The organism is Shimia sp. MIT1388 (assembly GCF_047124445.1).
Taxonomy (GTDB): Bacteria; Pseudomonadota; Alphaproteobacteria; order Rhodobacterales; family Rhodobacteraceae; genus Shimia.
Window position 1 is genome coordinate 1005241 of sequence record NZ_CP138921.1, and the last position, 12755, is coordinate 1017995.

General features: G+C 57.6%; 11 protein-coding genes. 5 read left to right on the top strand and 6 right to left on the bottom strand.

Annotated elements, in window-relative coordinates:
• Positions 1 to 36: 36 nt before the first annotated feature.
• The 3 genes from SIB92_RS04960 to SIB92_RS04970 are packed head-to-tail and all read left to right on the top strand — an operon-like array spanning position 37 to position 4697.
• Positions 37 to 822, top strand: coding sequence for a copper chaperone PCu(A)C (locus SIB92_RS04960; protein ID WP_412554761.1), 786 nt, complete (start codon positions 37 to 39; stop codon positions 820 to 822).
• Between the two features lie 60 nt (positions 823 to 882).
• Positions 883 to 2946 carry a hydantoinase/oxoprolinase family protein gene (locus SIB92_RS04965; protein ID WP_412554762.1) on the top strand — a complete coding sequence of 688 codons (2064 nt, stop codon included), beginning with the start codon at positions 883 to 885 and terminating at the stop codon, positions 2944 to 2946.
• On the top strand, positions 2943 to 4697 hold the full coding sequence (locus SIB92_RS04970; RefSeq protein WP_412554763.1) for a hydantoinase B/oxoprolinase family protein: 1755 nt from the start codon (positions 2943 to 2945) through the stop codon (positions 4695 to 4697). Before SIB92_RS04965 ends, SIB92_RS04970 begins: the two co-directional genes overlap by 4 nt.
• A gap of 37 nt (positions 4698 to 4734) precedes the next feature.
• Here SIB92_RS04970 and SIB92_RS04975 read toward each other — a convergent pair whose 3' ends face one another.
• Positions 4735 to 5949, bottom strand: coding sequence for an acyl-CoA dehydrogenase (locus tag SIB92_RS04975; RefSeq protein WP_412554764.1), 1215 nt, complete (start codon positions 5947 to 5949; stop codon positions 4735 to 4737).
• A 238-nt stretch (positions 5950 to 6187) separates the two neighbouring features.
• Between SIB92_RS04975 and SIB92_RS04980 the strand changes: the two genes are divergently transcribed.
• Entirely contained in the window at positions 6188 to 6757 is a 570-nt protein-coding gene (locus SIB92_RS04980) for a cupin domain-containing protein (RefSeq protein WP_412554765.1), read from the top strand.
• A 9-nt stretch (positions 6758 to 6766) separates the two neighbouring features.
• On the top strand, positions 6767 to 7879 hold the full coding sequence (locus tag SIB92_RS04985; protein ID WP_412554766.1) for a CaiB/BaiF CoA transferase family protein: 1113 nt from the start codon (positions 6767 to 6769) through the stop codon (positions 7877 to 7879).
• Here SIB92_RS04985 and SIB92_RS04990 read toward each other — a convergent pair.
• The 5 genes from SIB92_RS04990 to SIB92_RS05010 all read right to left on the bottom strand — a co-directional run bounded on the left by SIB92_RS04990 (position 7876) and on the right by SIB92_RS05010 (position 12496).
• Positions 7876 to 8565, bottom strand: coding sequence for an ABC transporter ATP-binding protein (locus SIB92_RS04990; protein ID WP_412554767.1), 690 nt, complete (start codon positions 8563 to 8565; stop codon positions 7876 to 7878). The two genes, SIB92_RS04985 and SIB92_RS04990, sit on opposite strands and share 4 nt — an antisense overlap.
• A complete protein-coding gene (locus tag SIB92_RS04995; protein WP_412554768.1) occupies positions 8562 to 9317 on the bottom strand; it encodes an ABC transporter ATP-binding protein in 756 nt (251 codons plus the stop codon). The genes SIB92_RS04990 and SIB92_RS04995 overlap by 4 nt, the downstream gene beginning before the upstream one ends.
• Entirely contained in the window at positions 9310 to 10293 is a 984-nt protein-coding gene (locus SIB92_RS05000; RefSeq protein ID WP_412554769.1) for a branched-chain amino acid ABC transporter permease, read from the bottom strand. The genes SIB92_RS04995 and SIB92_RS05000 overlap by 8 nt, the downstream gene beginning before the upstream one ends.
• Before the next feature lies 1 nt (position 10294).
• Positions 10295 to 11212, bottom strand: coding sequence for a branched-chain amino acid ABC transporter permease (locus tag SIB92_RS05005; RefSeq protein WP_412554770.1), 918 nt, complete (start codon positions 11210 to 11212; stop codon positions 10295 to 10297).
• A 150-nt stretch (positions 11213 to 11362) separates the two neighbouring features.
• On the bottom strand, positions 11363 to 12496 hold the full coding sequence (locus SIB92_RS05010) for an ABC transporter substrate-binding protein (protein WP_412554771.1): 1134 nt from the start codon (positions 12494 to 12496) through the stop codon (positions 11363 to 11365).
• Positions 12497 to 12755: the final 259 nt, after the last annotated feature.

Consider the following 12755-nt stretch of genomic DNA (forward strand, 5'->3'; position numbering starts at 1 on the left):
GCTATCATGCGGCGACTATAACGACGGGCAAAAGAGATGAAAGCGCGAAAGATTTTGAGTTTTGGGATGCTCCTCGGCGCGAGTTTTGCCGCCGGAATTGTCTTCCTAACACCCGCAAAGTCACCTCAAATTCTGCTCACCAACGCCACCGCCGCGCCGTTGAAAACCGACCCCAATCAACTGTCGGTCTTTGTAAAAATCGAGAACGCTGGCCAACCGGACACGCTTCTCTCTGCCAGCTCACCAGAAGCCGAAACCTCAACCCTGAGCGAGAGGCATGGACCGCTTGCCGTTCCCGCCGGTGGTACAGCTTCCTTGGCCGCAGATGGCGTGTTTCTACAACTAAGCAACCTTTCTGGATCACTGGATGATGGCCGCACGCTCCCAATTTCACTAACCTTTGCGCATGCCGGAACGCTCACCACTCGCGCTCGGATTATCGCGCCGCAAACCAAAGGTGACGCTTCCAACTACGGACTTTTCGGTATCGGTGACATCTGTCAGGTCAGCGAAGGCGAACCGGCACCAAGCATCGCCCTGGAAGCAACAAAAAGCGAGACTGGATGGACCGTTTCGGTCACATCTGAGGATTTCGAGTTCACGCCAAACCTAGTCGACGGTCCCCACGTGCCAGGCACCGGCCACGGCCACATTTACCTCAATGGGTTGAAGCTTGGCCGCCTCTATTCGGCAGATACAGCAATCGGCCACTTACCACCCGGTCAGCACGAGATTCGCGTGACTCTGTCCACAAATGACCATCGCGCCTACGTGGTTGGCGACGTTCCGGTGACCGCTTCGATTCGAATTCACAGCGATTGACAGGCAAATATCCCTGCCTCCATCATTTGCATACAAATGGATTTTCACGGAGGACCGCAGGTGGCCGAATCTGAAAATACGCAAACCGGCACGATTGTGGGCGTCGATGTGGGCGGCACCTTTACCGATCTTGTCGCGCTAAGCCCGGATGGTCTCCGCCTGGCCAAAGTGCCCAGCACCTTAGAGGATCAGTCCAATGGCGTCCTGAACGCTCTTGATGCGGCCAACTGCGAAATTGCCGCGCTTGATCTCATTGTCCACGGCACCACGACCACTACCAACGCAGTTCTTGAACGCAAACTGGCCCGCACTGGGCTTATCACCACCCACGGTTTTCGAGACATCCTAGAGCTTGGCCGCCGAACCCGGCCACAGGCCTATGGGATGTTTGGTGAATTTGAGCCCCTCATCCCCCGCGACCTTCGCTTCGAAGTACCGGAACGTATGGACAGCGACGGCAACATCCTCACACCTCTCGACATCAACGCTGTCAAAGCGGCGGCGAAAACTCTTTTGGATCAGGGGTGTGAGGCTATCGTTGTGCACTTCTTGCACGCCTACGCAAATCCCATCCATGAGCTGCAGGCGGTAGAAGCGCTGCGCAAGATCTGGCCCAACGACTATATCACCGCCGGTCATGCCTTATTGTCAGAAAGCCGCGAGTATGAGCGCGGCGTCACGGCAGCGGTAAACGCGTCCGTTCAACCGGTGCTCAGCAAATACGTGGATCGCCTGTCTCACGCTTTGGCGGACCAAGGTTATGCCCGCGACCTGCTGATCATGAACGGCAACGGAGGCATGGTCAGCGCGCAGTCGGTTTCCAAGGAAGCCGCCAAAACCGTGATGTCTGGCCCAGCGTCCGGTGTCATGGCAGCCGCTTTCACAGGCCGGGCGGCAGATGAACCCAACCTGATCACCTACGACATGGGCGGTACCTCGACCGATGTAGCTTTGATCCGCGAAGCCACGCCCTCGGTCTCCAACGAAATCGAAGTCGAATACGGCATGCCAGTCCATGTGCCCATGGTGGATGTGCGCACAGTTGGCGCAGGTGGCGGGTCCATCGCAAAAATCAACGCTGGCGGACTATTGGAAGTTGGCCCGGAAAGCGCTGGCGCAACGCCCGGCCCGATCTGCTATGGCCGCGGCGGCACGCAACCCACAATCTCTGACGCCAACTACCTTCTAGGCCGTCTGCGCCCGACAGTCCTGACACCAGACGAGCAGACACAGCTGTCCAAAGACGTCCGCCGCGCCTTCACCGAGCACCTTGCTCCGGCCCTGAAATGCTCCGCTGTCGAAGCCGCCGAAGCAGTTGTGCAAGTGGCCAATACCAAAATGGCTGGAGCGATCCGTATGGTATCGCTCTCTCTTGGCGCTGATCCACGCGATTTTGCGTTGTTTGCGTTTGGCGGCGCCGGTCCCTTGCACGCCGCAGCCCTAGCAAAAGAACTCGACATCCCGCGCGTGATCATCCCGGCCCGGCCTGGCCTCACCAACGCTTTGGGCTGCGTGGTCGCCGACTTGCGCCATGATTTTGTGCGCACGATCAACACGCCTTTGACCAACCTGCCACCGGGCAAGCTGGCAGACATCTTTGGTACATTAATATCCAAGGGAAAGGCCTTGATTGCAAAGGAGACTATTTCTTTGCACAAGGTAGACACCATCCTGTCCCTCGATATGCAATTTGTCGGTCAGACCCACCTTCTCCGCGTTCCGGTTGTTGACCCGAAGATGTCAATCGATGCGCTCCAAGAACTCTTCGAAAACGCGTATAAGAACCGATTTCAGGTCACACTTGACGACATGCCTGCCGCCATCGTGAACGTAAACTGCTCGGTAGTCGGTCGCCGCCCGCCCTTGGACCTCACTCAACTCTCAACGCAAACGTCACGCACGAAAACACTGAAAGGTGCGCAAACCGGTACCCGAAACGTTTTCTTCGGAAACACCTGGCTGGAAACGCCCGTCTTCAATCGGGACGCTCTGCCAAGCGACGCAACCTTAGACGGCCCCGCCATCATCGAGCAAATGGACACCACAACTGTTGTGCCCCCAGGCGATGACGTCACATCGGACACCGTTGGGAACCTGATCCTGCATGTGGGAGGTTGCGCATGACATTAGACCCGATCACCCTCACCGTCATTCAAGCCGGGTTGCAGCAGGTTTGCGACGAAATGGATCTGGCGTTCTCCCGCGCGGCCTTTTCTCCAGTGATCGCAGAGGCCAACGACCGCTCCGATGGCATCTATGCCGCTTCTGACGGCGCTCTGATTGCGCAAGGGTCCGCAGGCCTGCCCGTGTTTGTCGGCACCATGCAGTATTCCACTCGGACATTGATCGAAATGATCAACTCCGGCGATGTCGCAGCGCCCAACCCGGGCGACATCTATATTGTCAATGATCCCTACTTGGGCGGCACACACCTGATGGACGTGCGCTTTGCCAAACCGTTTTACCGCGACGGAGAAATCTTCTGCTGGCTGTCCAACACCGGTCATTGGCCCGATACTGGCGGCGCGGTCCCAGGTGGATTTTCCGCGTCCGCGACGGCCGTTGAGCAAGAGGGGTTGCGCTTACCGCCCGTCAAGCTGTTCAAGCAAGGAGTTCTGGACAAAGAGATTTTTGCAATCATCCAGTCCAACATCCGCGTGGCCGAGCAACGCATTGGCGACGTTCAAGCACAGGCCGCTGCCCTGCTTGTAGGCGAAACCCGTCTCGCTGCGCTGCTCGATCGTTACGGCGACACAACCGTCTCAGACGCAATCTGTGAGCTAAATACGCGCGCGGCATCCCAAATGCGCGCCTGCTTAAAGAACATTCCCGACGGAACATACTCCGCCCAAGCTTATGTGGACAGCGATGGCGTGGTGAATACACCGCTGTCCATTGCGCTTTCGGTCTCCAAGTCCGACGAAACGCTGACGTTTGACTTCCAGGGCAGCAGCCCGCCTTGCCTCGGACCGATGAATTCGGTGCGCGCGACGACGCACAGCGCTGTTTACCTGGCCATGCGGCATATCTTCCCAGATGTGCCAATGAACGCGGGCGCTTTTGCGCCTTTCACAATCACTAGCGTCGAAGACACATTCCTGGACGCTAAATACCCACGCCCGGTCTCGGGCTGTGCCGCTGAGGTCTCTCAACGTATCGCCGAAGCGGTCTTTGCTGCACTCGTTCAAGCCATCCCCGAAAAAGTCACTGCCGCGCCGGCAGGAACCAGTGGTAACTTTGCCCTTGGCGGTTTTGATCCCGCACGCAATCGCAACTACGTCATGTACCAAATTTCCGGCGGCGGTTATGGCGGCAACGCCCAGCACGACGGCCTCTCAAACGGCTGCTCAACAATCGGCATCTCCAAGGCCCCGCCCATTGAAATCATGGAACAAGCCTACCCCGTGCTGTATCGCCACTACGCCCTGCACGAAGGCTCGGGCGGCGCGGGCAAACATCGTGGCGGTTTTGGGTTGGACTATGAGGTGGAACTGCGCCGAGGTGAGGCCAAAGCGAGCTTTGTCATGGATCACGGCCGCTTTGGCCCACCAGGCGCGGTTAGCGGTGGCGACGGAGAGGTCAACAAGGTCACCGTGTTTCGCGACGGCGCGCCGTACACGCCCGAACACTTGTCAAAAGAACAGGATATTCCACTGACGGCGGGTGACCGGGTCCACGTGCAGACGCCTGGAGGAGGCGGGTATGGCGATCCGCTCGACCGCTACCCCCAACTGGTTACCGAAGACGTCCGTTTAGAAAGATATTCTCCTCAACAGGCAAAGATCCTGTTTGGCGTTGTGCTCACATCATCGTTTGAGGTGGACAGCGCGGCAACAGCCGCTCTCAGAAAACAAAAGCGCGCCACCGTTCGGTGACGCGCTTCAATTTTACGACATTACAATCTGAAAAGTATCAGAAAAATGCCTGCAAACCGGTCTGCGCCCGCCCAAGGATCAGCGCATGCACGTCGTGTGTACCTTCATAGGTATTCACCGTTTCCAGGTTTACCATGTGACGGATCACACCAAATTCCAGGCTGATGCCGTTGCCGCCGTGCATGTCACGAGACAGACGCGCAATATCCAGCGCCTTGCCACAGTTGTTGCGCTTGATGATTGACACCATCTCCGGCGCGGCCTGCGCTTCATCCATCAAACGACCAACCCGCAGTGCTGCCTGAAGACCCAGCGAAATCTCGGTCTGCATGTTGGCCAGCTTCAATTGAAACAGCTGAGTCTGTGCCAGTGGTTTGCCAAACTGCTTACGGTCCAGACCATACTGACGCGCCGCGTGCCAGCAATACTCCGCCGCGCCCATGGCGCCCCAGGCAATGCCATAGCGCGCGCGGTTCAAACAGCCAAACGGACCTTTCAGGCCTTCCACATTTGGCAGGAGCGCATCTTCGGACACTTCCACATTGTCGAGCACAATCTCGCCGGTGATCGACGCGCGCAGCGACGCCTTGTGCATGATCTTTGGCGCCGACAGGCCTTTGGTGCCCTTGTCCAACACAAAACCACGGATCTTACCGCCATGCGCGTCCGACTTTGCCCAAACCACAAACACGTCCGCGATTGGAGAGTTGGAAATCCACATCTTGGCGCCGTTCAGTACATAGCCGCCGTCCACTTTCTTGGCGGTGGTCTTCATGCTGCCCGGATCAGATCCCGCATCCGGCTCAGTCAGGCCAAAACAGCCAATCCACTCGCCAGACGCCAGTTTTGGCAAGTATTTCTTGCGTTGTTCTTCAGAGCCATAAGCGTAGATCGGATACATCACCAGCGAGCTCTGGACCGACATCATCGAGCGATACCCGCTGTCGACACGCTCCACTTCGCGTGCCACCAGACCATAGGTCACATAGCCCGCACCAATGCCGCCATATTCCTCAGGAATGGTGGTGCCCAACAGGCCCATTTCACCCATCTCGGCAAAAATTGCAGGATCAGTTTCTTCCTGCTCAAACGCCGCGGTCACCCGAGGCGCGAGCTTTTCATCGCAATAAGCGCGCGCAGCATCGCGTACCATGCGCTCATCTTCTTCCAGCTGGCTTTCGATCAGAAACGGGTCTTCCCAGTTGAACGAACCCAATTCCGGTTTGGACTGTGGTGCCAGATCTTTGGCCATGGTCTCTCCTTCCGTCCGCCCCCTAAAGAGGCGCAAAACATCAATTTCCGTTGCCGCCCAACATGTCCGACCCTGCCCTTGCGTCAAGGCAACCCGAGACAAACGCCGCAACGTCGCGAAAACTTTCTTGCCTTCTATTGCGCAGAATATTGAGCATTGCTAGACCCAATTGATCAAAGTTTCGTTGCGTCCTGTTGGCGCAGTACACCACAGCCACTGGCCCAACACGGAGGATCCGATGAGCGACACGTTTGACGTGGGAAGCCGCCTTAAAAAGCTGCGCCTGTCCGCAGGATTGAGCCAGCGCCAACTGGCGCAATACGCCGGCGTGCCGCATGGGCAGATATCCATGATCGAAACCAACCGATCCAGCCCCTCTGTGGCCAGCTTGCGCAAGATATTGGGCGGCATGGGTATGTCGATGGCCGAGTTTTTTGAGCCGGAAACCCATGAACCAGGTCAGGTTTTCTTTGGCCCGGAAGCCTTGTCTGACCTAACGTCACAACTGGGCACTGAGGCTTCGAAACTGACCCTCAAACAGGTAGGCAACGCCAAAGACCACGACTTGCAGATCCTACGCGAGCATTACGCCCCGGGAGCTGACACCGGCGAAACCATGCTAACCCACCCCGCAAACGAGGGCGGCATCGTGCTCTCTGGCGAAATCGAAGTGACCGTAGGCAACCAAACCCAAATCCTGCGCGCAGGGGACAGTTATTTGTTTGACAGCCGACAGCCCCACCGCTTCCGCAATATCTCCGACAAACCGGCCGAGGTGGTTTCCGCCTGCACGCCGCCCTATCTCTGAAGGCTTCCCATGACCCCACTCAAAGGTCTCAAAGTTGTAGAACTCGCCCGTATTCTGGCTGGCCCTTGGATCGGCCAATCCTTGGCCGATCTTGGCGCGGAAGTTATCAAGGTGGAGGCCCCTCAAGGCGACGACACCCGCACTTGGGGCCCGCCCTTTATTGAACGCGACGGCGACAAAACCGCTGCCTACTTCTACGCCGCCAATCGCGGCAAGACTTCTGTTGTGGCAGACTTCCGAACCGAGGAAGGCCGCAAACAGGTGCTGGAGCTGATCAAAGACGCCGACATCCTGATCGAGAACTTCAAAGTCGGCGGGTTGAAGAAATACGGCTTGGACTACGACACGCTATCCCAATTAAATCCGCGTCTGATCTACTGCTCAATCACCGGCTTTGGCCAAACCGGCCCGTACGCCAGCCGCGCGGGATATGATTTCCTGCTACAAGGCATGTCCGGACTGATGTCGATCACCGGCGAGCCGGACCGGCAACCACAAAAAGTCGGCGTTGCCGTCACGGATGTGGTCACCGGCCTCTATGGCACCATCGGCATTTTGGCAGCTGTCGAACAGCGCCACACCACCGGGCGCGGCCAGCACATCGACATGTCACTGTTGGATTGCGCCACGGCGATGCTCGCCAATCAGGCGATGAACTACCTCGCCACCGGCGACAGCCCAAACCGCAAAGGCAATGCGCATCCCAACATCGCACCTTACCAAGTGGTCCCCACAGCCGACGGGCACATCATCATCGCCGTTGGCAACGATGGTCAATTCCAACGCCTTTGCGGAGTGCTGTCACGCGGCGACTTGGGCGACGCGGCGGGCTACGCCACCAACCAATTGAGGGTCGCCAACCGCGACGCCCTCACCGCGCAAATTGAATCAGAAACCAGCAAATGGTCTTCAGCGGATCTTCTGGCTGCACTGGAAGCGGCCACAGTCCCTGCTGGCCCAATCAACTCGATTGAACAGGCGCTGACCGACCCACAAATCGCGGCGCGTGGCATGGTGGTCGAGGCTGAAGGTGTGCGCGGTCTGCGCGGCCCTTGGGTGTTTTCCGACGCGGAGCTGTCCACAGACCGCACCGCGCCGGTATTGCCAAAATCTAAGCCCTAGACGCCAAGGTAACGGTCAGTTTCTTCCGGCCCCAAAGCGTCAAAACCTCCAGTCCAGACCGTGCGCCCCTTCTCAAGGATCACCGCACGGTCAGCCACTTGCCCCAACTCTTTGAGCGACTTGTCGATGGCAATGATCGCCATGCCAGTCTCAGCCTTAAGCTTCGCAACAGCCTCCCATATCTCCTGTCGGATCACCGGTGCCAGACCTTCGGTCGCCTCATCCAGAATGAGCAATTTCGGATTGGTCATCAGCGCCCGGCCAATCGCCAACATCTGCTGCTCGCCGCCAGAAAGCGACGCCGCAGATTGATCCTGCCGCTCTTCCAGGCGTGGAAACAAACGGCAAACTGCCGCAAAGTCCCAGGCCCCTTTGCGGGCTGCTGCAATCAGGTTTTCATACACCGACAGATTTGCAAAACAACGGCGTCCCTCGGGCACCAGCCCAATGCCCAACCGCGCGGCTTTATAAGACGGCAAACCGCCAATATCCTGCCCGCCAAACTCCACTGCGCCACCCGAATTCTTCAGCATCCGGCACATGACTTTTACGGTGGTGGTCTTGCCCATACCATTGCGCCCCATGAGCGCCAGCACCTCGCCCTCGCCCACGTTCAGTGACACATCGAATAGCGCCTGACTGGGACCATAAAACGCCGCGATATTTTTTAGCTCGATCAAACTCATGCTGGCACCTCATCCCCCAGATAGGCCCGCCGGATTTCCGGGTTCACTTTGATTTCCTCTGGCGTGCCGGTGGCAATCACCTCGCCATAAACCAACACGCTGATCCGATCCGCCAGCGCAAAAACCGCATCCATATCGTGCTCAATCAACAGAATGGGCGCTTCCCTGCGCAACTCCGTCAAAAGACCAATCATCTGCTGCGCGCCTTCCAGGCCCAAGCCAGCCATCGGCTCATCCATCAAGAAAGCTTTAGGCTTCAACGTCAGTGCAACCGCCACCTCCAATTGCCGCCGTTGCCCATGGCTCAAATCCGCCGTGCGCGTTGCCGCAAACTCCGCCAAACCAACCTGCACCAAGGCCTCCTTGGCGGCTGACACAAGCTGCGCATCTTTCATCACCGGCTTGAAAAACGACATCACATTGCCACGCTGCCCCAACGCACCAAGCACCGCATTTTGCAAAACCGTGTGCTCCATCGCCAAGGACGAGATCTGAAACGTCCGCCCAAGCCCTTTGCGCGCGCGCTCCGCTGGTCCAACGTCGGTCAGATCCTCATCCATCAGCCGCACTGTGCCGCTGTCAGAGCCCAAATGACCGGTGATTTGCTGGATCAATGTCGACTTCCCGGCCCCGTTCGGGCCGATCAGCGCGTGGATTTCTCCTTTGCGCAAATCCAGTGACACGTCGTTGGTGGCCTTCAAGGCGCCAAAACTTTTGAAAAGCCGCTCTGTGCTTAACACCACATCAGTCATGGGCTTTCTCCCGACCTGCAAGGGCACCTATCACGCCACCTTTTGCAAAAAGCACGATGCCAAGCAGCAGAGCGCCCAGGTAGACATGCCAAAACTCCGACAACCCGCCCAGCGTATGTTCCAGAAGGATAAAAATCATCGCGCCAATCACCGGCCCAAACAGCCGTCCAACACCACCAATGATGATGAAGATGATGATCTCCCCCGACATCTGCCAGCTCAGCATAGTGGGACTGACAAAGCGATTGAGATCCGCAAACAACGCGCCCGCCAGACCAGTCACCGCGCCGGAAATCACAAAGGCCACCAACCGCAGATGGTAAGGTTTCATGCCAACGGACAGCACCCGCGTCTCATTCTGCCGCGCCGCGCTCAGGGCCAGTCCAAAAGCGGATTTGTGGATCGCATTCATCAGCAACAGCGCTAGGCACAGGATCGCAAAACACAGGCCAAAGAACTGCATCGGCACCAGCGTGTTCAGCCCCGGAAACTCGTTGCGCACATAGATCGACAGACCATCTTCACCGCCATAGGCGGGCCAGCTGATGGCGAAGTAGTAGATCATCTGCCCAAACGCCAAGGTGATCATGATGAAATAGACGCCCGAGGTCCGGAGGCTCAGCGCTCCAATAGCCAGCGCTGCCAGCGCGCTAGTCACCATCGCCACCAGCCAGATCACCGGCATCGATTTTGTGCCCTCGATCAGAAACGGCGCTTCCATGATTGGTGCGTATGATTGCGCGTGGCTCGCCAAAATGCCCATTGCATAGCCGCCAATGCCAAAGAACGCCGCGTGCCCCAAGCTGACCAATCCGCCAGTCCCCAATGCGAGGTTCAGCCCCACGCCTGCCAGCGCAAAAATCGCCGCACGTGTCGCCAGCGTGATGATAAACGGCTCATCCGCCATCAACGCCCAAAGCGGCACCCCAAGCAAAACCGCCAGCGCGGCCACATTGATCCATGTCTCCCGTGTCATCTCACGCCACCCCATATAGTCCGCGGGGGCGGAACACCAAAACGCCCGCCATTAGGATGTAGATCAACATCGACGCCAATGCCGATCCCACCGACACCGCCGCCGAAGGCTCAAGGAACAGCGCAAAAATCTGTGGCAGCAAAAACCGCCCCATTGTGTCTGTGATCCCTACCAGCAAGGCACCGACAAATGCCCCTTTGATCGAACCAATGCCGCCAATAACAATCACCACGAAGGCCAGGATCAGAACCGGTTCGCCCATGCCCACCTGCACGGACTGGATCGCGCCGACCAAAGCCCCGGCAAAACCCGCCAATGCGGCGCCAAGCGCGAAAACAAAGGTGTAGAGCTTGGCAATGTCCACGCCCAAGGCTGCAATCATCTCCCGGTCCGCCTCACCCGCACGGATACGGATGCCAACCCGCGTGCGGTTGATTAGGGCAAACATGCCCACTGCCACCAAGAGGCCGATCACGATGATGGACAACCGGTACGCCGGGTATTCGATCCCGCCCGGCAAGCTCACCGGGCCTGCCAACATCGGGGGCACATCCAGGAACAAGGGGAATGACCCAAACATCCAGCGCGTGCCTTCGGAGAAAATCAGGATCAACGCAAAGGTCGCCAAAACCTGATCCAGATGGTCTCGGTCGTACAAGCGCCGAATGACGGTCAGCTCAATCAACGCCCCGGCCAGTGCCGCCGCCGCCAAAGACGCCACCAGAGCCAGCACAAAGGAGCCGGTTGCGGCCGCCACAGCTGCCGCGGCAAAGGCCCCAATCATGTACAGCGACCCATGCGCCAGATTGATCAGCCCCATGACGCCAAAGACCAACGTCAGGCCCGCGCTCATGAGAAACAGCATCACGCCAAACTGTAGCCCGTTCAGCATCTGCTCTATGAAAAGTAGTGTTGTCATTGCCCTCATTCAGTGCCAAAGCGGCACCCCTCCGCCAAACGATCAGCGCAGAAAAGTTATTTTATTCAGGATATTGAAGACTGAACATCATGCACCTACCCCGCCAAGATGCATGGAGGTGGGAAGGCCCGAAGGCCTCCCCGAAGTCACTTACATTTTGCAGTCAGCCGCATAGGCATCTGCGTGGTTGGTCAGACCTGTTGCAATGATCTTGTTGGTGTACACGTCACCTTCCTTGATCACTTCACGCACATAGATGTTCTGCACCGGATGGTGGTTGTCACCAAAGGCAAAGTCGCCCCGTACGGAGTCAAACTCGGCTGCTTTCAGCGCCGCACGAAACGCATCTGCGTCAGCCACATCCGCCTTGCCCATCGCAGAGATCAGCAGGTTGGCGGTGTCAAAGCCTTGGGACGCATAGAGCGACGGCAGGCGGCCATACTCGGCCTGGAAGGTCTCCACAAACGCCGCGTTGGTGGCGTTGTCGATGTCCTTGTTCCACTGGCTGGTGTTTTTAACACCCATCGCCGCATCGCCAACCGCTTGCAGGATACCCTGATCAAAGCTGAACGCCGGCCCCACCAATGGCAGGTCCACACCGCTCGCGGCATATTGCTTCAGGAAAGAAATCCCCATGCCGCCTGGCAGGAAGAAATAAACGCTATCGGCGCCGGACGCACGGATCTGCGCGATTTCGGCGGCGTAATCGGTTTGACCCAGCTTGGTGTACAGTTCACCGGCCAACTCACCTTCGAAGAAGCGCTTGTAACCCGTCAACGCGTCTTTGCCCGCTGGGTAGTTTGGCGCGAGAATAAAACTGTTCTTCAGGCCACTGTCGTTGGCGTAGGCCCCTGCGGCTTCGTGCAGGTTGTCGTTCTGCCATGCCACATTGAAGTAGTTCGGATGGCAGCCCTTGCCCGCAAGTGGCGATGGGCCTGCGTTGGGCGACAGGTAGAATTTGCCCTGCGCCGTCGCTGCCGGAACCACGGCCATGGCCAGGTTGGACCAGATGATGCCGGTCAGCACGTCGACTTTTTCAGACTGGATCATTTTGTCGGCCAATTGCACGGCAATGTCTGGCTTGCGCTGATCGTCCTCGATCACAACTTCCAGATCATCCCGGCCCGCCTGCTTCACGGCCAACATGAAGCCATCGCGCACGTCGATGCCCAAACCTGCGCCGCCGCCGGACAGTGTGGTGATCATTCCAACTTTCACATCCGCCTGCGCTGTTGCGCCTGCCAATGCCATTGCCGCGGCCAACGCCGCACTCCGCAACTTCATTTTGTCGCTCCCTGGTTCTTTGTTTTTTCAAGAGGAACCTTGGGCGTTCCGAGGGGCGTCCGTCAATAAGCTGAAGAAATTTTTTTTAAGCTTAAAATATCTTCAAGCCTAAAAGGTATTTTTTCGTACCTTTTCAATCCGATGTCAAGAAACCTTAATCTCAAGAAAACGGCTATCTTCGCCAATTTCTGCGCGCACACTAAACTTAAACATGTGCTCAGGTACCTCGGATCAAGCGTCTGAACGGCCTTTCACACAT

Bases quoted from the DNA above. Each gene is read 5' to 3' on its own strand.
- SIB92_RS04960 (WP_412554761.1), top strand. From the start codon at position 37: ATGAAAGCGCGAAAGATTTTGAGTTTTGGGATGCTCCTCGGCGCGAGT.
- SIB92_RS04970 (WP_412554763.1), top strand. From the start codon at position 2,943: ATGACATTAGACCCGATCACCCTCACCGTCATTCAAGCCGGGTTGCAG.
- SIB92_RS04975 (WP_412554764.1), bottom strand. From the start codon at position 5,949: ATGGCCAAAGATCTGGCACCACAGTCCAAACCGGAATTGGGTTCGTTC.
- SIB92_RS04980 (WP_412554765.1), top strand. From the start codon at position 6,188: ATGAGCGACACGTTTGACGTGGGAAGCCGCCTTAAAAAGCTGCGCCTG.
- SIB92_RS04985 (WP_412554766.1), top strand. From the start codon at position 6,767: ATGACCCCACTCAAAGGTCTCAAAGTTGTAGAACTCGCCCGTATTCTG.
- SIB92_RS04990 (WP_412554767.1), bottom strand. From the start codon at position 8,565: ATGAGTTTGATCGAGCTAAAAAATATCGCGGCGTTTTATGGTCCCAGT.
- SIB92_RS04995 (WP_412554768.1), bottom strand. From the start codon at position 9,317: ATGACTGATGTGGTGTTAAGCACAGAGCGGCTTTTCAAAAGTTTTGGC.
- SIB92_RS05000 (WP_412554769.1), bottom strand. From the start codon at position 10,293: ATGACACGGGAGACATGGATCAATGTGGCCGCGCTGGCGGTTTTGCTT.
- SIB92_RS05005 (WP_412554770.1), bottom strand. From the start codon at position 11,212: ATGACAACACTACTTTTCATAGAGCAGATGCTGAACGGGCTACAGTTT.
- SIB92_RS05010 (WP_412554771.1), bottom strand. From the start codon at position 12,496: ATGAAGTTGCGGAGTGCGGCGTTGGCCGCGGCAATGGCATTGGCAGGC.